Raw genomic sequence first — 19,708 nt, 5'->3', positions numbered from 1 at the left:
CCCCAGAAACGAAGCTGCGGAACGAGGGCGCCTTTGCCGAGCGCTTATTGGGCGAGGGTGAGCTTGGGCTCGCCGTCCTGCGCCGCGCCCGGGCCGGCATCGGCGGCGGCCTGTTCGGGCAGGCGGTGGGCGAAACGCCCTTCGACTTGCGCCCCCTGCTCGATCGTCAGCGCATCGTAATGGACGTCGCCCTCGATCCGGGCGGACTTGAGCACGACCAGCTGGCGCGCGGTGATCGAGCCGGAAACCTGGCCCGCCAGGCGCGCGGTCTCCGCGCTCACCGCGCCTTCGATCACGCTCGATTCGCCCTGGACCAGCGAATCGCAGGCGACATCGCCTTCGATCCGGCCATCGACGTGCAGCTCGGTCGATGCCGAAACGTCGCCCTTGATCGTCACGTCGGCGCCGATCACCGAGAAAGTCGAACCCGAGGGAGGCGATTGCCTAGCCATGGTCGTGGCCCCCGTCGGGGAGGGTTCGGACTTCTTTGAGAACATTGGGGGCATTCTCCAGGAAAGGCCGCGGATTGACCGCGCGCCCGTTGATGCGGACTTCGAAATGCAGGTGCGGCCCGGTCGAACGGCCGGTGCTGCCGATCGCGCCGATCACGTGCCCTGCCTCGACCTCCTGGCCCACCCGGGCGGAGAAGCGCGACATGTGGGCATAGCGCGTGGTCAAGCCGTTCCCGTGGGTGATCTCGACCACTTTGCCATAGCCGGACTTGCGCCCGACGAAGGTGACCCGCCCGTCGGCCGCGGCGTAGATCGGCGCGCCCATCGGGCCGCGGAAGTCGAGGCCCTTGTGCATCGCGCTGCGGCCGGTGAACGGGTCGCGGCGATAGCCGAAGCCCGAAGAGATGTACTTGATGCTGGCCGGCTGGAACTGCGGAATGCGGTCCAGCCCCTGCTCCAGCGCGGCCATTCGCGCCAGGCTGAGGCCCAGGCGCTCGAACCGCGGATCGGGCGTGGCGAGAAGCTCGAGCGGACCACCCATCGCCTCGGTGCTGGCCGAACGCAGTATGGCGGACGGGTCGAGGCCCAGCTTGCGCATGGCGGCGACCGCGCGCTGCGCCCGGGCATCGGCGAAGCGGGTCATCTTCTCGACCAGCGCGAGCTGGCGAGCCTCGATCTCGGCCAGGGGGCGGGCCTGGGGGAAGACCGCGCTGACCTTGGAAACGGTCTCGGCCGCCTCGCCGCTCGAATCCGAAACGGTCGATGCGCCCGCCACGTCGTCGGGCAGCATCTCGGCCATTTCCTCGAGCACGGCCTGGCGCTGCTGAAGCTCGCGCGCGACCGCGTCGAGATCGTCGCCATAGGCGCGAAACCGCTCTTCGGACGTGGCGACCTTGGCCTCGCGCTCGAGCAGCGAGAGCCGGCCGGCCTCGGCCCGGTACTGGGTCCAGCCCATGATCGCCATGCTCAGCAACCAGGCGAGCAGCGCGACGGTGGCAATGCCGGCCGCGGCGATCTGCACGCGCGAGGAAATCTTGATGAAACGCACCTGCCCCTGCGATCGCATGAAGAACTCGCGATCCGGAAACCAGGTCCGCAGGCGTTCTGACCAGTCGCCAACGGTAGATTTGAACACTCGAAACGACCCCGCTCTTGCCGTCCTTTTTATCCGTGGAAGGGCGGCTAACACGCGAATCGGCGGGGGTCGAATCGGGCGCGCGTCAAAGGGGGCGAATCGAATGGCTGGCGGGGTGAAGCGTTGCCGTCTTACGAAATAACCGGCGAATCGCCGGAACGAATCGCCGGGCCCGGCGTTTTGCGCGGCCTTTGCCGGGGTGCCTGACAGTGCGCGCCGACGGTGCTAGGCGGCGGACATGGTACCTTCTGCCCCGACCGCGCCTGACCTGGCCGCTTCTGCCCCTACCGCGCCGGCAGGGGCCCGGCCCTGACTTTCGCGCGCCGGATCGGCCTGCTCGGCGGCAGTTTCAACCCCGCGCACGGCGGGCACAGGCGCATCTCGCTGTTCGCCCGCGAGGCGCTGGGCCTCGACGAGATCTGGTGGCTGGTTTCGCCGGGCAACCCGCTCAAGCCTCGCGCCGGCATGGCGCCGCTGGCGGCGCGCGTGAAATCCGCCCTGCGCCAGGCGCGCGGCGCGCCGATCCGGGTGACCGCGATCGAGCGTGAACTGGGCACCCGCTACACGGCAGACACGCTGCGCGCGCTGGCCGCGCGTTACCCGCGGCACCGCTTCGCCTGGCTGATGGGCTCGGACAACCTCGCCCAGTTCCACCAGTGGAGGGACTGGCGCGACATAGCGCGCGCCTTGCCGATTGCGGTGATCGCGCGGCCGGGTTATGATGGCGCCGCCTTCGCAAGCCCCGCGATGGCATGGCTGCGGCGCCACCGTGTCGATGCCGCAGCATTCAGGAACGGGGGCGAATGGAGTGCGCCGAGCCTGGTGATATTGCGTTTCGATCCGGATCCCCGATCGGCCACGGCCATTCGCCGTGACGATCCCGACTGGGCCGATCGCTATTCGCAGGTTCCGCCGCGCGACCAGCTTACATTTCGGCCGATACGTCCTATCTCCGGCGGGAACATGTCCAGCAGGACCGCATCCCATCCGGCCCATCGGGAGCACGTGCAGGCGCCATGACGCGCTCGCCCGCCTCGGCCACCCCCGTCCGCAACCAGCAGGAGCGCAACGACCGCCTATGACCCAGGCGCATACATCCGTGTCACAGCAGGATTCGCCCGACCGCGATTCGCGAGGGCGAGCCGCGATCGAGGCCGAGCCCGGCTCGCTTCACGCCATGGTTCTCGACCAGCTCGAGGACGACCAGGCGCTCGACCTCGTCTCGATCCCCCTCCAGGGCAAGTCGAGCATTGCCGACCACATGATCATCGCGTCGGGCCGCTCGACCCGCCAGGTCGCCTCGATGGCGCAGAAACTGGCCGAGCGGATCAAGCAGGCCGGCCACGGGCCGGTGCGCCTCGAAGGCCTGCCCCAGGCCGATTGGGTGCTGATCGATGCCGGCGACGTCGTCGTCCACCTGTTCCGTCCCGAGGTACGCAGTTTCTATAACCTCGAACGCATGTGGGCTTTCGGCGACGCCCCGCCGGTCGCCGCCGGCAACGCCTGAACGAAATCGCTCGCCGTCCCGCCGGCGGCCCCTGCGCGAGGGAGGGCCTGACATGCTGCTGCACGTGGTCGCGCGGGGCAAGATCGGCCGCTCGCCCGAAGCGGAACTGGTCGCCCGCTATCGCAAGCGGCTGACCTGGCCCTGCACGGTGACCGAGCTGCCCGAGACCGGCGGCAGGATCCCCCCGGCCCAGGCGCCGAGCCGCACCGTCCTGCTCGACGAGCGGGGCCGGCAGATGTCGTCGGAAGATTTCGCCGCCTTGCTGGGGCGCTGGCGCGACGACGGCATGCGCGAGGCGCGCTTCGTCCTCGGCGCCGCCGACGGGCACGATGCACAGGCGCGCGAGGAGGCCGATCTCCTGCTTGCCTTCGGCAAGGCGACCTGGCCCCACCTGATGGCCCGCGCCATGCTGCTCGAACAGCTCTATCGCGCCACCGCGATCCTTGCCGGCCATCCCTATCATCGGGCAGGATAGGCCGATGTGGCGCTTCGCGACCATCGCGGCCTCCGTGGCCGTGCTTGCCCTCGTCGCCGCGCTCGGCGGGCTTGCCGTCGCGCAGCGGCCCGAAGTGCTCGCCGCCGGTCCGGAGGAAGCGCGCGCCGCGCTCCAGCGGGCCCAGCGCGAGGCGCGCGAGGCGCAGCGGCGCGGCGAACGGCTGGAAGCGGAAGCGCGCGCCGCCAGCGAGGCGGCCGAGAAGACCGCGCGCGAAGGTGCGGCCCTCGCCGCCCGGATCCAGGAGGCGGAGGCCGGCATTGCCGCGGCCGAGGCGCGAATCTCGCTGATCGACGCTGAGCGCAGCCGCCTTGCCGCCCGCCTGGCACAGCGGCGCGAGCCCCTGCTGCGGCTGACCGCGGCCTTGCAGAAATTCGCCCGCCGGCCGCTCGCCCTCTCGGCGCTGCGCCCGGGTTCGCTGCGCGAGACGGTCTACCTGCGGGCCATGCTGGAAACGACGATCCCCGAAGTGCGCGCGCGCACCGCCGCCCTGCGCGAAGAGATCGCGCGCGGGCGCCGGCTCGAGGCGGAAGCGCGCCAGGCCCTGTCCAGCTTGCGCGCGAGCGAACGATCGCTGGCCGAGCGGCGCAAGCGACTGGCGGCGATCGAGAGCCGCCAGCGGCTCGAATCGCGCCGCGCGGGCGGGGTCGCTGCGCGCGAATCGGAACGCGCGCTCGCGCTGGCGGAGCAGGCCCGCGATCTCGACGCACTGGTCGAACGGCTCGATTCGGCCAGCGCGCTGCGCCGCGAGCTGGCCGCCCTGCCGGGCCCGATCATCCGCCCCCCGCGGCCGGAGGATTCGCAAGTCGCCTTCGACGGCGGCCAGGCCGCCGGGCAGCAACAGGCGGGGCCGCCGCCGGGCAGTTTCCAGCTGCCGGTCGTCGGCCGCACGGTCACCGGGTTCGGCGCGGTCTCGCCCGGGGGCGTGGTCAGCAGCGGGGTCGCGATCGCGCCCCGGCCCGGGGCCCAGGTGGTTTCGCCCGGGCGGGGCCGGGTCGCCTTCGCCGGGGCATATCGCGGCTACGACCGGATCGTGATCATCGAGCACGACGGGACATGGACCAGCCTCGTCACCGGCCTTGCGCGCACCGACGTGGCGGTCGGCGAAGAGATCCTGCCCGGTGCGCCGCTCGGCGTCGCCGGGGGCGAAGCGCCGGTGGTCACGCTGGAACTGCGGCGCGAGGGCACCCCGGTGAACCCGCTCGACCACATCGGCTGACGCCCCGTGGCCATCGGCCTTGCGGCGGGCGCCCGTGCAATCCTCATCTGGCATTCAGCCGGCCCGCGCGATAAAAGCGCCTTCGCTAAGGAGATCCGATGCCGATGACATTCGCCGCTCTCGCCCGGTCGGCCGCGCTGGTCACCGCGGTGGCGCTGATCCCCGCGACGACCGCCGGCGTCGCCCAGGTGGACGGGCGCGCCGGGTCCGAGTTCGCGCGCCTTTTCGCGACGTACGAACGGATCAAGGCCAGCTACGTCGACCCGGTCGATGACGAGAAGCTGATCCGCGGCGCGATCGACGGAATGCTGGCGAGCCTCGATCCGCATTCGGCCTATCTCGACGGGTCCGATCTCCAGCGGCTCGAAACGATGATCGACGGCAATTACTCCGGCCTCGGCCTCTCGGTGCAGATGGACGATGGCGCGGTGAAGATCATCTCGCCCTTCCGCGGCAGCCCGGCGATGGAAGCGGGCCTCAAGGCCGGCGATTACATCACCCATCTCGATGGCGACCTGATCTACGGCGGCGACCTGGACGAGGCGGTCAGCCGCATGCGCGGCCCACCCGGCACCTCGATCCGCCTCACCGTCTTCCGCCCGGGCCGCGACGAACCGTTCGACGTGACCGTGACGCGCGGCGTGATCGAGCTGGAGCCGGTGACGCACGAACTCGCCGAAGGCGATATCGGCGTGATCTTCGTCAACGAATTCTCGCGCGATGTCGGGGCCGACGTCTTTTCCGCGTGGGAGGCGCTGAAGCGCGAGGCCGGCGGACGGGTCAACGGCCTCGTGCTCGACCTGCGTTCCAACCCCGGGGGCTCGCTGGACGAGGCCGTCGCGCTGTCGGACCTGTTCCTCGACAAGGGGCGGATCGTCTCGCAGCGCGGGCGCGCGCGGGGGGAAACCTATATCTACGATGCCGAAACGGTCTATCGCGGGGAAATCGCGAAAGACGTGCCGATGATCGTGCTGATCGATGCCGGCTCGGCCTCTGCCAGCGAGATCGTCGCCGGGGCGCTGCAGGATCATCGCCGGGCGCTGATCATGGGCGATCGCAGCTTCGGCAAGGGCAGCGTGCAGACCCTGCTGCCGCTGGGACGCGATGCCGCGCTGAAGCTCACGACGGCGCGTTATTACACGCCGGCCGACCACTCGGTGCAGGAAGGCGGGATCGAGCCGGACATCGCGGTGCCGCAGCTGTCCGACCCGGATCTTGCCAAGCGCGCGCGTTTCATCATGCGCGAATCCGACTTGCGCGGCCACCTCGTCAACGAGGCCGCGCTGAAGGACGAGGAGCTTGAACGCGACCGGCGCGAAGACCCGCGCTTCACCCTGACCGCCGCCGAGCTGGAGGAGCGCGGGATCGACGATTACCAGCTGCACTACGCGCTGCAGACGCTGCGGCGTACGGCCCCCGGGGCCCTGGCGCGGCGCAAGTGACGGGGGACGGCCGATGATGCTCGCCACCCCCCACGGCCGCCTGGCGCAGCGCTTCGCGCTCGGCGTGCCGGCGATCATGCTCGCCGGGGCCTATATCGCGCAATACGTCTTCGGCCTGTTCCCGTGCGAGATGTGCTGGTGGCAGCGCTGGCCCCACTTCGCCGCTTTCGCACTGGCGCTCCTGTCCACGTTCGCGCCGCCGCGCCGGGCCTGGATCGCCCTGGCCGCGGTCGCGATCCTCGTTTCCGGGGCGATCGGCGCGTTTCACGCGGGCGTCGAATATGGCTGGTGGGAAGGGATCACCGGCTGCGCCGTGACCACGCAGGGGGGCGACGATCCGCTCGAAGCGATCATGAACGCTCCGGTGGTTCGTTGCGACAGTGCCCCGTGGGACCTGTTCTCAATCTCGCTCGCGGGCTGGAACTTCCTCCTCTCGTTCGCCGGCGGGCTGGCGATCCTGGGCTTGCTGGCGCGGGAGCGGCGGGTATGATGCGCGAACGCGATATCGCGCGGATGATCCGGGTCGACCAGGCGGGCGAATTCGGGGCCACGCGCATCTACCAGGGCCAGCTCGACGTCATGGGCGACCGCGGGCCCCATGCGGCCGAGATCGCCGAAATGGCCGAGCAGGAAAAAGGCCACCGGGCCCGCTTCGACGCGCTGATGGCGCGGCGCGGGGTGCGCCCCACCGCGTTGCAGCCGTTCTGGTCGGCGGCCGGCTACGCGCTCGGCGCCGGGACCGCGCTGATCGGGCCGGAAGCCGCGATGGCCTGCACCGCGGCGGTCGAGGAGGAGATCGACCGCCATTATTCGCAGCAGCTCGACGAACTGGCCGAACGGGGCGACGATCCCGAACTGTCCGCCATGATCGAGGAGTTCCGCGAGGACGAGCGCCAGCACCGCGAGGCGGCTCTCGCTGCCGGGGCGGAACAGGCGCCGGCCTATCCCCTGCTTTCCGGTGCGATCCGCCTTGGCTGCCGGCTTGCAATCAAGCTCGCCGAGCGGGTCTGAAGCGGGCTGGCGCGGCTTGCCGGGAACCCCTTCAGGGGCCGCGACACTTCATATAGAGTTCACGCCGAAACCGCGACAACCGGCGCGCAGCCGCCGAAAACGATGGGAAACGCCATGAAATCGCTCTTCGCCGCAACGGCCCTCGCCGGGATCGCCCTGCTGACCGCGCCGGCTTCGGCCCAGGAAACGGGGGAAACCCTGACCGACGATGTCCGCATGTCGATCGTCTATGGCGAAGACGCCGCGCCGGCGTGCGGGGAGGAAGAGATCTGCGTCGTCGCCCGGCTTCCCGAATCGGAACGCTACCGCATTCCCGAGACGCTGCGCTTCAGCGACGACCCGGAAAACGTCGCCTGGACCCGCCGGGTCGAGACGCTGGAGATGATCGGCGATTTCGGCACGCTGTCGTGCTCGACCGCCGGCGCCGGCGGCTTCACCGGCTGCACCCAGCAGCTGATCGAACAGGCCTATGGCGAACGGGCGACTTCGGCCAACGTGCGCTTCAGCGAACTGATCGCCGCGGCCCGGGCCGAGCGGCTCTCCACGATCGACGAAGCCGCCGCGGCCGAGCAGGAGCGGGTCGAGCAGATTGAGCGCGAATACATGGAACGGCTCGAGCGCGAGCGCGATGCCGACCTGCCGGGCGAGGAGAACCCCGCGATCCTGCCGAGCGAGACGGCCGAGCCGATCATGGAGACCCCCCAGGCACAGGAAACCACGCCGCCGCCCGAAGGCTGAGGCGTCGTTAACCCTCTTGCGCTATGGGCGGGCGCATGACCTCGCCGCGCAAGATCCTCTCGGTATTCGGGACCCGGCCCGAAGCCATCAAGCTCTTTCCCCTCGTCCACGCGCTGGAGGCGGATTCGCGCTTCGAATCGCGCGTCTGCGTGTCGGCGCAGCACCGCGGGATGCTCGACCAGGTCCTCTCGATCGCCGGGGTGGAGCCGCACCACGATCTCGACCTGATGGAGCCCGACCAGTCGCTCGACGCGCTGACCGCGCGCCTGCTGACCGGGCTGGGCCAGGTGATCGATAGCGAACAGCCGGACGTGGTCGTGGTCCAGGGCGACACCGCCACGGCGATGGCCGGTGCGCTCGCGGCCTATTACCGCAAGGTGCCTGTCGCCCATGTCGAGGCGGGCCTGCGCAGCGGCGATATCCACCACCCCTGGCCGGAAGAGGTCAATCGCAAGATCATCGGCACGATGGCCGCGCTGCACTTCGCGCCGACGGACACGGCCGCTGCGGCCCTGCGGCGCGAGAACATCGACCCGGCGGCGATCCACGTCACCGGCAACACGGTGATCGACGCCCTCCACTGGATCACCGGGCAGATCGGTCGGCAGCCCGAGCTTGCGGCCGATCTCGCCCCGCTGGAAGGCCGCTTTGCCGGTCGGCGCATCATCGGCGTGACGACCCACCGGCGGGAGAATTTCGGCCAGGGCATGGAAGCGATCGCGGATGCGGTGCGCACCCTGGCGGAGCGGCCCGACGTGGCGGTTGTCTTTCCCGTCCACCTGAACCCGAACGTGCGCGCGGTGATGAACGATCGGCTTGCCGGGCTCGACAACGTCGCGCTGATCGAACCGCTCGACTACCCCCACTTCGCGCGGCTTCTCGATATCGCGCACCTGATGCTGACCGACAGCGGCGGCGTGCAGGAAGAAGCGCCCGCGCTGGGCAAGCCCGTGCTCGTCATGCGCGAGACGACCGAGCGCCCCGAGGGGGTGGAGGCGGGGACGGCGCGCCTCGTCGGCACCGATTCCGCGCGCATCGTGGCAGAGACCGCCCGCCTGCTCGACGACGCGGCGGCCTACGACCGGATGGCCCGGGCGCACAACCCGTTCGGCGACGGCCGGGCCAGCGTGCGCATTCTGGAGCTTCTCGCTGCCTGAAACGGGCGAACGTCATCGTTACCGGTATGTTTACCGGCGCCGCCTAGAGCCATGCCGTGAACGCGGACACGAGCGGAGCGACAATGCGCGGCGAGAACAAACCACAGGTATGCGTTATCGGCTTGGGCTACATCGGCCTGCCCACGGCGGCGATCATTGCCCGCGCGGGCTGCCCGGTGGCCGGGGTCGACCTGTCGCAGGACGTGGTGGACACGATCAACCGAGGCGAGATCCATATCGAGGAAGTCGATCTCGACGGGCTCGTGCGGGGCGTCGTCCAGCGCGGCCTGTTGTCGGCTTCGACCCAGATCGGTCCGGCCGACGTGTTCGTGATCGCCGTGCCGACCCCGTTCGAGAAGGACGGGAACCATACGCCCGACACGTCCTATGTCATGGCCGCCGCGACCGAGGTCGCCGGCGTGCTGAAGAAGGGCGACACGGTCATCCTCGAATCGACTTCGCCGGTCGGCACGACGGAGGCGATGCGCGACCTGATCGCCGGCCTGCGCCCCGACCTGCGGCTTCCTGGCCGGACCGACGAGACGCCCGATGTCGCGATCGCCTATTGTCCGGAGCGGGTCCTGCCGGGCCGCATCCTCGAGGAACTCGCCAACAACGACCGTTCGATCGGGGGCATCACGCCGCGTTGCGCGCGCAAGGCGCTCGCCTTCTACAAGCGTTTCGTGCGGGCGAGCTGCGTCACGACCGACGCCCGCAGCGCGGAAATGTGCAAGCTGGTCGAAAACGCCTTCCGCGACGTCAATATCGCCTTCGCCAACGAACTGTCGATGATCGCCGATCACATGGGGCTTGACGTGTGGGAGGTGATCCGGCTCGCCAATCGTCATCCCCGCGTCAACGTTCTCCAGCCGGGCCCGGGCGTCGGCGGGCACTGCATCGCGGTCGATCCCTGGTTCATCGTCCATGGCGCGCCCGACCAGGCGCGCATGATCCGCTCCGCGCGCGAGATCAACGATGCCAAGATGCATCACGTCGTCGAACGGGCGGAGCAGCTGATCGAGGCGAACCCCGGCGTGCCGGTCGCCTGTCTCGGCCTCGCGTTCAAGGCGAATATCGACGACTTTCGCGAAAGCCCGGCCCGCTTTGTCGCCGCACGCCTGGCGCGAAAGTTCGGGGACCGGATGCACGTGGTGGAACCTTACGCCAGCGAACTGCCGATCGAGTTCGAGGGCACGGGCGCGACGCTGATCGACCTCGACACCGCGCTCGAGACCTGCGGCGTTCTCGTCGTCCTGGTCGACCACGACATTTTCCGCGTCGTCCCCCCGGAAGAGCGCGGCCGTGCCGTCATCTACGACACCCGCGGCATCTGGCCGGACGTCGCGCCGGTCGCGCCCCGCCGACCAGGCCTGCGCCTCGCGGGCTAGCTAGACGCCGTAATACTCGCGGTACCAGGCGACGAATCGGCGGATGCCTTCCTTCACGTCGGTTTGCGGACGATAGCCGGTCAGCTCCTGCAGCAGCGTCGCATCGGCCCAGGTCGCGGGCACGTCGCCCTTCTGCATCGGCATGAAGTTCTTGACCGCTTCGCGTCCGCACTCGGCCTCGATTGCCTCGACGAAGTCCATCAGGCGGACCTTGTCGCTGTTGCCGATGTTGACCACCCGGAACGGCGCGGCGGGGGACAGGCTGTCGTGTGCGCCAATCTCTTCCGGTGCCTGCGGACGGACCGGCGCCGCGTCGATCAGCAGGCGGATGCCGCGCACCAGATCGGTGACGTAGGTGAAGTCCCGGTACATCTCGCCGTCGTTGTAGATGTCGATCGGCGTGCCTTCGAGAATGCCGCGCGTGAACTTGAACAGCGCCATGTCGGGCCGGCCCCAGGGACCATAGACGGTGAAGAAGCGGAACATCGTGGTCGGCAGGTTCCACAAGTGCGCGTAGCTGTGGCCCATCGCCTCGTTGGCCTTCTTGGTCGCGGCATAGAGCGTCAGCGGGGTGTCGCACTTCTCCCGCTCGTGAAACGGCATTTCCTCGTTGGCGCCGTAGACCGAGCTGGTCGAGGCCATCAGCAGATGGTCGACATCGAGTTCGCGCGCGCACTCCATCACGTTGAAGGTGCCGACCATGTTCGCCTCGACATAGGCGCGCGGGTTCTCGAGGCTGTAGCGCACGCCGGCCTGGGCCGCCAGATGGACGATGACATCCGGCCGCTCCGCGATGGCAAGATCGCGGAGCGTGTCGAAATCCTCCAGCATGCCGACGGTGGCACTGAAATGCTGATTCTGCATCAGCATCTGGTGGCGCCGCTGCTTCAGGCGCACGTCGTAATAGTCGGTCAACCCGTCGTAGCCGACGACCGCGAACCCCTCGTCCAGCAGCAGCTGCGACAGGTGGTAACCGATGAAGCCGGCACTGCCGGTGACAAGCACTTTGCGCATGGTGTCTGCTTCTGCCTCGCCGACTGCTACGGCTTCATGACGTTATTGATCGGCATCTTGCCCGCCGGCGCCGAAGGTCACGGTTATCGGTGAAATGGTGCCATGGAGTCGCGGTTCGTCCGACCAGGCTCGGCCCGACAGCACGACTGCGACGAACGGGCATCGCTCGGGGATGGCAGTATCGAGAGCGATCTGTCGCTCTCTGAAGTTCTCCTGTGCCAGGACTTCTCCCGTTGCGGCGCATGATACCGACACCGAAAGACGCCGGGCCTGGGCCGTGGGCTCGAGCTGGTGGTTGGCGCGCAACCGTATCGATGAGCCTTGGGCACGGAAGATCCTCGTCACGAACGGCCCTCCCTTGCCTCGGGCGATGAGCAGGTCCAGCTGTTCGCTTTCCGGATCGCGCTGGGCCCGAAAACCGGGTTCGTCGACGAAGCGCCAGTCGAAGGGCGGAATGGTGCTGGCCTGCCACCCGGGACGCTCGCCCTGTTTCTGCGCGAGGCGGCGGTGGAGATCGTGGGCGAGGTCCAGCTGGCCGGACCGCGCGAACGCCGAAATCAGCGCCTGGTCCACATGCGCTTCGATGGATCCGTCCGGCAACCGATGACGAATGCGGCTGAGGTTCTCGAGGCCCTCCTCGTTTCGGGACGCGGCAACCAGGAAGGCGTCGCCCCATTTCGGATCCGCGGCGAGGATCTCGACGAACGGGTCGATCGATCGAGGATCGGGAAGGGCCTGGCTAAGCGCGGCGAAGAACCTCTCGCGCTGATTTTCCCTGACCAGAAGAAGCTGGTTCAGCACTCTGATCGAGCGATCGAGATCATCATGGCCAAGGTGGTGATCGAGCAACAGGCCCTGCAACAGCGTATCGCGCCGGCTGACCTGGGCCGCAAGCTCCCAGAACGCGTCGGCGCGGTCGTCCGGCAGGCTCGCGCCGATGACGGCAACCGCCTCCGGCGTCAGCGGCTGGCGGCGATAGGCGTCGCGAGCCAGCTCGACGATCCAGGGCTCGGGCGGCGCCACCGCCTCTCCCGCGGCGAGCTGTCCCTGGTAGGCGCCCTTGGCGAGGTGGGCCTTGGCCGAGCCGTCCCAGGGGGCCGCCGCGGCAGCTTCCTTGGGGCGGGTGCTCTCGCCCACGATCGCCAGCGTCTGCGCGCCGGCGGCAATGGCCAGGACCGGGAAAACCAGCCCGGCGAGAACGATGCGCCAGGCGCGGGGCGTGTCAGCCGGTCGCGGCATGGGCGTCGCGGTCCGTGTCGCCATAGCCATAACCATAGCCGTAGCCATAGCCGTAGCCATAGGCGGAGTTGCGCTCGTCGAGCTTGGTTATGATCGCGCCGTAGATCTTCGCGTTGGCCGAGCGCAGACGGCGCATCGCGGTCTCGATCGCGCGGATCTTCACGTCGTTCGATTCGATCACGTAGACCGCGCCTTCGACCGCGGTGGAGATTTCCAGCGCGTCGGCCAGCCCCAGGACCGGCGGTCCGTCGACGAGGATGAAGTCGTAGGATTCCTCGAGCGAACGGATCAGGCGGGCGAGCGCATCGCTGGCCAGGAGGTCGGCCGGGTTGGGCGGGGTCGCGCCGCTCGGGATCAGGTCGAAGCCGTGCTCTTCGATCGGGATCATGTGCGACAGGGGGTCTCCCTGCCCGGCGAGCAGGCTGCTCAGGCCCGTGTCGGCGCGCGCCTGCTTGCCGAGGAAGTCCGACAGTGCGGTGTTCCGCAGGTCGGCGTCGATCAGCAGCGTGCGCTTGCCCAGCTGGGCGAAGCTGCGGCAGATCGCGACCGAGGTCAGCGACTTGCCCTCGTTGGGCCGCGTGCTGGTCAGCATCAGCGACTTGGGTGCGCCGCGCGGGGTCAGGAACGAAATGTTCGAGCGAACCGCGACATAGGCCTCGGACAGCTCCGAACTGCGCCGGTTCAGTTCCTCGAGAATATCGTCCTCGTTGACCCGCGGAATCAGGCCGAGCGCCGGGATGCCCAGCAGGCGCTGGACATCGTTGGGATCACGCAGCGTCTGGTCCATCGTCTCGCGCAGGAAGACGAAGGCCGCGGCGACCACGCCCGCGGCGAGCAGGCTGAGCGCGAGATTGAGCAGCAGCGAGGGGCGATAGGGTTCTTCCGCCGGCACTGCCGGCTGGACCACCGTCATGTTGTTCTTGCCCGCGCCTGCGGCTTCGAGTTCCTTCGACCGCTGCAGCAGCGCGTCGTAAAGCTGGCGGTTGGTCTCGACCTCCCGCTTGAGGATGCCGTACTGGATCCCGCCGCCCTGCTGCGAGAGGAACCGCTGCTGGATTTGCTGGACCTGGGCCTCGAGCGCGGCTTCCTCGCCGCGTGCCTGACGATAGGCGGCTTCGAGGGCCGAAATGTCGCGTCCGCGCGAAGCCGCGATCGCTTCGCGCATGGCCTCGACTTCCGAACGGGCTGCCTGGACTTCGGGATAGTCGGGGCCGAAGTTCGCCTGCAGGCTCGCCAGCTTCGCCTCGGCCGTGGCAAGCGCGGTCAACAGCTGGCTCGACGCATTGCGTGTTTCCGGCGCTGTCGAACGGGCCCGCAGGGCGCTTTCCGCCGCGATCCTTTTGGCCGTCGCCTGGGCCAGAGCCTCGTTCAGCGTCGTCAGGCTGTCGCCGATCAGCGAACGCGCCGTGCTGCTGCTGCTGTCGTCGCTGGCCGAGCTGGCATCGACGATCACGATCTGGTTGGCATTGGCGTAATCGACCAGTTCCTTTTCCGACTGGGCCAGCCGTTCACGCAGCTCGGCGATCTGTTCGCGCAGATAGCGCCGGGCATCGATATTGGCGCCGAAGCGCTTCTCGTAATTGGCGGCGAGGAACTGTTCGGCCCACAGGTTCGCGATGTCGGACGACAGGGTGCGGCTGGGGCTGGAGAACCGGACATTGACCAGGTTCGACATGCGGACCGGGTCTATGCTGACATTGTCGAGAAGGATCTTGACGGCTTCGCGCCGCTCCAGCGGCACTTCCGGGTCGTCGGCAAATGCATTGCGGAACTCCGTCGAGGCAGTGAGATTGCCGGCATCCACAACCGCCTCGGCCAGGAAGCGGGAGCCGAGCAGTTCATACTGCGTCTGGAAATACTGCTCGTCGGCCTGGAGCTCCTCGATCTCCGACTCTTCGATGTTGGTCACGTTCGAGGTCACCCGGCTGATCTCGATCACCGCCGTGCTCTGGTAGAGTGGCGTCGACAGCAAGGTGACGAGCAGGCCCAGCACGATGCCGGCGCCCAGGATCGCGGCAATCCAGACGCGCGAGTTGATCGCCTGGCGCCAATAGCGCTCAAACGCGAGGATGCCGCTGCTCTCGCCGGCGTCCCCCGCCGGATCCGGCTGGGCGGAATATATGACTGCTTCTGCCATTATGCTTTTCTCGGATCGTTAGTTGCCGATGCGATCGACCAGGATCGCCGATGTCGACAGCAGGGGGACGAGTTGAAGGATGGTCTGGAGGCGACGACGCCCGGGTGAATCGCCCACGGTTATGATGTCGTCGGCATAGATCTGCGGATCGGGGTAGTTCCCGCGCTGGATCGCCTCGATGTTGTACACCCCGATATACGTGACATCTCCGACCGAGCGCAGCACGAGTACATCGTCCGACTTCGCGAATTCGGACAGTCCGCCGGCGGTGTTCACCGCCCGAAGGAGGGTTCGTGAAAGGCGTGCCGGATAGGAGCCGGGCTTTTCCACTTCGCCGCCCACCGACACCGTGGGTTGCGAAAGCTCGGACGGGATGACGCTGATATTCGGGTTGAGAAGAAAGCGGCCTTCCAGCTGCGAAGCGACCTTCTTTCCGACGGTCGTCGCCGAATCGCCGGCAACCGGCACGCGACCGATGAGGGGGAAATCCAGCGTGCCGTCGTCGTCGACGACATATGTCCCGCTCAGTTCTTCCGAATTCAGAACGGTGATCTCGAGCAGGTCGCCTGGCTGAACCCGGGTAACGTAGCCGCTTTCGGGCACGGGAAGGCTGTCCAGTTCGGTCAGTTCGATCCCCGGGGACAGGCCGACGGGCCGGTTCCCACCGGCACAGCCGGCCAGCAGACCGGCCGCCAGAAAACAACCGAGGAAATACCTGAATATCGACATGCGTTTCTATTCGTCCAATCTATCGTGCTGCGGCAGCACTAGCCGAGCATTTCTGATAAGCAAGCTTAGTCGATGCCGGCCTGGTTTCTCTTCATGGTCCCGAAGAATCGATCGACCGGCGGGCATCCGTTCCGGCATCCTCTACCGTGCTTTTGCTCGCCCAGATAGACAGAAGAACCGCGAAGCTGGCCATGGCGGGTGCCCGCAGGGGATAATCTATCAGCGACGCGACGAACAGGATGGCCAGCGCCAGCAGCGCCGCCCCGGAAAGCGGCGCAGCGCGAAGCCCCGCGGCCCGTTTGCGCACAAGTGTCCAGAACCGGTGGACATAGAGGGCCATCGCAAAAGCCAGGATGAGGAGGGCGGGCACTCCTCCCGTCATGAACAGTTCGATCACGTCATTATGCGCGTGATTCACGTAAGACGGCATGAGGAGGCCATCCGGTTCGTACATGCGGTAGACGTCGTCGAACGAACCGATGCCGGAACCCCATGGAAGATGCCTCAGCGCGATGTCCCAGGTGGCCGGGAGGAGATCTGCCCTCAGTCCGCCGAGCGAGTCCGCGCCGAGCAGCCGCTCGAACGCCCGGTCGCGACCCACGCCGATCGTAACCAGAACCAGTCCGGCGATGGCGGCCGCGCCGACCATTGCCGGCCCCCACCGGGCGAGGCGCCGTGTTCGGGAAGTCCGGGCACGGCCGGCGGGAGCCAGAACGAGCAGGGCGGCCGTACCGCACAAAGCGAGAACCAGGGTCAGAAGCCCTGCCCGCGAACCCGCGATCAGCACCAGGGGTATGAGAACCAGCATGCCCCCGATTGCGACACTTCCGCGCCGTCCTCTGGACGAACGGATATCGGTCCAGGAGCCGTGCCCAAGCCTGACCCAGGCGTAGAGCAGCGGAATTAGGCTGACGAGGAAAACCGCTTGGTGGTTGCGGTTGGCGAACAGACCGACCGGAAAGCTGTAGCTCGTCTTGCTGTAGAGATAGAGCGGCCCGCGCGGGTTGCCCATCAGTTGCAGGATGCCCCAAAGGGCGGTGAGCGCGCCCAGGGCCAGCAGAAAAGTCAAAAGCAGTTCTCGCTGCCGCTCGTCGAGCTGGATGGCCAGGACCATGACCGCGCAGGGCGTAACCAGGGCCATGAGGGCGTTGCGCGAGGCCTGGGGATCGAGCGTCAGCGGTCGCCATAGCTCCGACCAGCCCAGTGCGTGGTCGATCGCCACCACGGTCTCCCGCCCGGGCAGGGCCTGCCATAGCGCCGGCGGCAAGGGCAGGAGATGAGCCACGGCGAGGATCACGGCGGCACCGGCTATGAGAACGAGCGGCCAGTAGCGACGCACGTGCTCTCCGGACAGCGTCAGCAGGCCATAGCCGAGGACGAGAATGGAAACCGGCCGCAAAACCAGCAACCCGGTCATGTCCTCTCGCGAGCTGCCCCCAGTGAGAAACACCACGAGGAGAAAGCCGCACAGCACGACCAGTCTGCTTGCAGGCGAGAAAACTCGGCCGCGGATGCCGTGCACGCGCGAGGGGAGCCGGCCGGCCTCCTCTCCGGGGCGACCGCGAGATGTCGATCGCGACAAACGACCTCGGCCTAATGAGCTCTGCCTCGACACAGATCGCGTCTCACTCTTGTTCCAGCGTTATACGTCAGGTCGCCGCCGTCTCCTCTCAGAGTGGACCTGTCAAGCAACACGGGCAAAACGCACGGGATTTCCTCTTGGCCGGGCACCCCCTCGCCCCTATCTGGCGACCGATGGAGACAGACCTTTCGGCGGTGGCGCTCGTGGCGCAGGTGGAGCCCTGGCTCGTTCGCTTCGCAGAGGTGTGGATCGGGTGGAAGCTGTGGCTTTCGGACTGGACGGCGGTGAGCCATCCGGTACTTCACGCCTATCTCGGGGTTCTGGCGCAGATCCTGTTTGCCGCGTTCGCCCGTCGCGGGCTTGCGAGCTGGTGGCCCTGGCTGCTCGTTCTCGCGCTCGAGTGCTGCAACGAACTGCTCGACTGGTCGCGGGCGCTGGCCTACGGCTCGGCCGGCAGGGCGCTGGCGGTGGAGACCGCGTGGGACATTGTCTTCACCATGGCCCTGCCGACCGTCCTGCTCGCCCTGGCGCGCTGCTTCCCCCGCCTCAACGGCGGCGTTGCGGCGCCGCCGGTTGCCGGGGCCTGAGCCTTACTTGTCGAGCGCGATGTCCGGCGCGTCTTCCTGTTTCATGCCGACGACGTGGTATCCGGCGTCGACGTGGTGCACCTCGCCCGTGACGCCCGAGGCGAGGTCGGAGAGCAGGTAGAGGCCCGACCCGCCGACGTCGTCGATCGTGACGTTGCGGCGCAGGGGCGAATTCAGCTCGTTCCACTTGAGGATATAGCGGAAATCGCCGATCCCGCTGGCCGCCAGGGTCTTGATCGGCCCGGCGCTGAGCGCGTTGACGCGGATGTTGTCGGGGCCGAGGTCGTTGGCGAGATACTGCACGCTGGTTTCCAGTGCCGCCTTGGCCACGCCCATGACGTTGTAATGCGGGATGACCTTTTCCGCGCCGTAATAGGTCAGCGTCAGGATGCTGCCGCCATCGGGCATCATCGCCGCCGCCCGCCGGGCCACGGCGACCAGGCTGTAGGCGGAGATGTTCATCGTCATCAGGAAGTTCTCGAGGCTGGTGTCGAGGTACTTCCCGCGCAGTTCGCTCTTGTCGGAAAAGCCGATCGCGTGGACGACGAAATCGATCGTCTCCCACCGTTCGCGCAGGCGGCCGAACGCCTCGTCGAGCGCGTCCATGTCCGACACGTCGCATTCGAACACGAAATCGCTGCCGAGCTGTTCGGCCAGCGGCCGCACGCGCTTGGCCAGCGCCTCGCCCTGGTAGGAAAAGGCCAGTTCCGCGCCCTGTTCGCGCAGCTGCCGGGCAATGCCCCAGGCCAGCGACTTGTCGTTCGCGAGGCCCATGATCAGCCCGCGTTTCCCAGCCATCAAACCGCTCATGCCGTGTCCTCTTTCGTTTCGCGTTCCTGCTCCGCCGCCTGCCGGGCCGCGGCGCGGCGCCGATCGTCGGCCTGGCCGATGCGGTTCTCCTCTTCCTCGGGAGTTTCGGCCAGCGCGGCGTTGAGCTCGGCGCCTATAACGACCCCTAGGCCGACGAGATAGAAAAAGAAAAGCGCGATCATGATGCCGGCCAGGCTGCCGTAGGTCATGTCGTAGCTGAAGAACTGGCGGATCGCCGGGGGCAGCGCGATGGTGACCGCCACCCACCAGGCGGTGGTGACGAGCGCGCCCGGCCACTTGGGATAGCGCCGCTGGCGATAGGCCTTGGGCGCCAGGGTGAAGAACAGCAGGTAGAGCGAGCCGAACAGGCCGAAGGCCGGGATCAGGCGCGAGATCTGCAGCTCGGCGATCACGTGCGAGAGCCACGGCAGGTAGGCGTCGATCAATTCTTGCGCGGCGCCGATCACGACTTGCGCGATCAGCGACAGCATCAGCAGGATCACCGCGGCCACGATCACCCCGGCCGACAGCAGCCGGTATTTCCAGAACGCCTCGGTCGCGGCGGTGCCGTAGGCGCGGCGCAGGATGTCGCGGATCGTCTCGATCAGGCTCGACACGGTCCACAGCGCGACGAGGCCGCCGGCCCAGAGCAGCCAGCCGGTGCGCGACTGGATCACGTTGCGCGCCACCGGCTCGATCACGTTGCCCACCATCGGCGGCAGGGCATAGAGCACGGCCTCGATCGTCGCGGCGCGCTCGCTCTCCTCCCCCACGAGGGAGAAGATCGCCGCGCCCAGGATGAAGAACGGGAAGATCGCCAGCATCGACATGTAGGCGAGGTTGCCGGCGTGGATGAACCCGTCGTTGTAGGTGCCGATGAAGACCCGCTTGCCCACCTCGAATGCGCGGGTGCCGGGGCCGACGCGGCGCGCCACCTGCCCGCGCAGGCCCATCTTCTGCTCGATCGCCTCGCGCCGCCGCTCTTCGGGCGAGAGGGTGTGGATGCGGCGTTCCTCTGGATCGGGAAGGTCGGTTTCGCTCATCGGCGTTCCTCGCGCGCGCGGGTTC

The 19,708-nt window shown here is 68.0% G+C and carries 20 protein-coding genes; 11 read left to right on the top strand and 9 right to left on the bottom strand.

Translation table 11 applies throughout. The annotated features are described in order from the left end of the window. Positions 1 to 44 precede the first annotated feature (44 nt). Together GRI72_RS08370 and GRI72_RS08365 are read right to left on the bottom strand one after the other, a co-directional pair. The gene (locus GRI72_RS08370) at positions 45 to 452 is read right to left on the bottom strand and encodes a bactofilin family protein (RefSeq protein ID WP_160733447.1); all 408 of its coding nucleotides are present in this window, start codon (positions 450 to 452) and stop codon (positions 45 to 47) included. Then, a complete protein-coding gene (locus GRI72_RS08365; RefSeq protein WP_160733669.1) occupies positions 445 to 1,518 on the bottom strand; it encodes a M23 family metallopeptidase in 1,074 nt (357 codons plus the stop codon). The genes GRI72_RS08370 and GRI72_RS08365 overlap by 8 nt, the downstream gene beginning before the upstream one ends. Before the next feature lie 378 nt (positions 1,519 to 1,896). Between GRI72_RS08365 and GRI72_RS08360 the strand changes: the two genes are divergently transcribed. The 10 genes from GRI72_RS08360 (at position 1,897) to wecC (ending at position 10,542) form a co-directional block, all read left to right on the top strand. After that, complete coding sequence (locus tag GRI72_RS08360; protein ID WP_160733668.1) at positions 1,897 to 2,607, top strand: nicotinate-nucleotide adenylyltransferase; 711 nt, start codon at positions 1,897 to 1,899, stop codon at positions 2,605 to 2,607. 157 nt (positions 2,608 to 2,764) lie between these two features. Continuing rightward, entirely contained in the window at positions 2,765 to 3,094 is a 330-nt protein-coding gene (gene rsfS / locus GRI72_RS08355) for a ribosome silencing factor (protein ID WP_237487003.1), read from the top strand. Positions 3,095 to 3,146: 52 nt separating this feature from the next. After that, positions 3,147 to 3,569: a 23S rRNA (pseudouridine(1915)-N(3))-methyltransferase RlmH gene (locus GRI72_RS08350; protein ID WP_160733445.1), complete on the top strand. Its 423-nt coding sequence runs from the start codon at positions 3,147 to 3,149 to the stop codon at positions 3,567 to 3,569. A 4-nt stretch (positions 3,570 to 3,573) separates the two neighbouring features. Then, positions 3,574 to 4,806 carry a murein hydrolase activator EnvC family protein gene (locus tag GRI72_RS08345; RefSeq protein WP_160733444.1) on the top strand — a complete coding sequence of 411 codons (1,233 nt, stop codon included), beginning with the start codon at positions 3,574 to 3,576 and terminating at the stop codon, positions 4,804 to 4,806. A 104-nt stretch (positions 4,807 to 4,910) separates the two neighbouring features. Then, positions 4,911 to 6,248, top strand: a complete 1,338-nt coding sequence (locus GRI72_RS08340) for a S41 family peptidase (RefSeq protein WP_160733443.1) — start codon at positions 4,911 to 4,913, stop codon at positions 6,246 to 6,248. A 16-nt stretch (positions 6,249 to 6,264) separates the two neighbouring features. Beyond that, a complete protein-coding gene (locus tag GRI72_RS08335) occupies positions 6,265 to 6,738 on the top strand; it encodes a disulfide bond formation protein B (RefSeq protein WP_160733667.1) in 474 nt (157 codons plus the stop codon). Continuing rightward, positions 6,738 to 7,259, top strand: a complete 522-nt coding sequence (locus GRI72_RS08330) for a demethoxyubiquinone hydroxylase family protein (RefSeq protein WP_160733666.1) — start codon at positions 6,738 to 6,740, stop codon at positions 7,257 to 7,259. The genes GRI72_RS08335 and GRI72_RS08330 overlap by 1 nt, the downstream gene beginning before the upstream one ends. 114 nt (positions 7,260 to 7,373) lie before the next feature. Further along, positions 7,374 to 7,997 carry a hypothetical protein gene (locus GRI72_RS08325; protein ID WP_237486948.1) on the top strand — a complete coding sequence of 208 codons (624 nt, stop codon included), beginning with the start codon at positions 7,374 to 7,376 and terminating at the stop codon, positions 7,995 to 7,997. A 35-nt stretch (positions 7,998 to 8,032) separates the two neighbouring features. Beyond that, on the top strand, positions 8,033 to 9,154 hold the full coding sequence (gene wecB / locus GRI72_RS08320; RefSeq protein WP_160733442.1) for a non-hydrolyzing UDP-N-acetylglucosamine 2-epimerase: 1,122 nt from the start codon (positions 8,033 to 8,035) through the stop codon (positions 9,152 to 9,154). 83 nt (positions 9,155 to 9,237) lie between these two features. Further along, positions 9,238 to 10,542, top strand: coding sequence for a UDP-N-acetyl-D-mannosamine dehydrogenase (gene wecC / locus GRI72_RS08315; protein ID WP_160733441.1), 1,305 nt, complete (start codon positions 9,238 to 9,240; stop codon positions 10,540 to 10,542). Here wecC and GRI72_RS08310 read toward each other — a convergent pair whose 3' ends face one another. The 5 genes from GRI72_RS08310 to GRI72_RS08290 all read right to left on the bottom strand — a co-directional run bounded on the left by GRI72_RS08310 (position 10,543) and on the right by GRI72_RS08290 (position 17,078). Then, positions 10,543 to 11,556, bottom strand: a complete 1,014-nt coding sequence (locus tag GRI72_RS08310) for a GDP-mannose 4,6-dehydratase (RefSeq protein WP_160733440.1) — start codon at positions 11,554 to 11,556, stop codon at positions 10,543 to 10,545. Between the two features lie 42 nt (positions 11,557 to 11,598). Further along, the gene (locus GRI72_RS08305) at positions 11,599 to 12,819 is read right to left on the bottom strand and encodes a hypothetical protein (RefSeq protein ID WP_160733439.1); all 1,221 of its coding nucleotides are present in this window, start codon (positions 12,817 to 12,819) and stop codon (positions 11,599 to 11,601) included. After that, positions 12,779 to 14,932 (bottom strand): GumC family protein, encoded by a 2,154-nt coding sequence (locus tag GRI72_RS08300; RefSeq protein WP_160733438.1) that lies wholly within the window; start codon positions 14,930 to 14,932, stop codon positions 12,779 to 12,781. Before GRI72_RS08300 ends, GRI72_RS08305 begins: the two co-directional genes overlap by 41 nt. A gap of 18 nt (positions 14,933 to 14,950) precedes the next feature. Next, positions 14,951 to 15,661, bottom strand: a complete 711-nt coding sequence (locus tag GRI72_RS08295) for a polysaccharide biosynthesis/export family protein (RefSeq protein ID WP_160733437.1) — start codon at positions 15,659 to 15,661, stop codon at positions 14,951 to 14,953. Between the two features lie 91 nt (positions 15,662 to 15,752). Further along, complete coding sequence (locus tag GRI72_RS08290) at positions 15,753 to 17,078, bottom strand: O-antigen ligase family protein (RefSeq protein ID WP_160733436.1); 1,326 nt, start codon at positions 17,076 to 17,078, stop codon at positions 15,753 to 15,755. 338 nt (positions 17,079 to 17,416) lie between these two features. On the opposite strand from GRI72_RS08290, the gene GRI72_RS08285 reads away from it, so the two are divergent. Further along, entirely contained in the window at positions 17,417 to 17,830 is a 414-nt protein-coding gene (locus GRI72_RS08285) for a hypothetical protein (protein ID WP_160733435.1), read from the top strand. Between the two features lie 3 nt (positions 17,831 to 17,833). On the opposite strand, the gene fabI is transcribed toward GRI72_RS08285, so the two are convergent. Both fabI and GRI72_RS08275 read right to left on the bottom strand, forming a co-directional pair. Next, on the bottom strand, positions 17,834 to 18,640 hold the full coding sequence (gene fabI, locus GRI72_RS08280) for an enoyl-ACP reductase FabI (protein ID WP_160733434.1): 807 nt from the start codon (positions 18,638 to 18,640) through the stop codon (positions 17,834 to 17,836). Next, positions 18,637 to 19,683, bottom strand: a complete 1,047-nt coding sequence (locus tag GRI72_RS08275; protein ID WP_160733433.1) for a YihY/virulence factor BrkB family protein — start codon at positions 19,681 to 19,683, stop codon at positions 18,637 to 18,639. The genes fabI and GRI72_RS08275 overlap by 4 nt, the downstream gene beginning before the upstream one ends. Between the last annotated feature and the right edge of the window lie 25 nt (positions 19,684 to 19,708).

Origin of the sequence: Pelagerythrobacter marinus (genome assembly GCF_009827515.1) — a bacterium.
Taxonomy (GTDB): domain Bacteria; phylum Pseudomonadota; class Alphaproteobacteria; order Sphingomonadales; family Sphingomonadaceae; genus Pelagerythrobacter; species Pelagerythrobacter marinus.
Note: the sequence above shows the minus strand (reverse complement) of the source record. Positions and strands in the feature narration are given on the sequence as shown.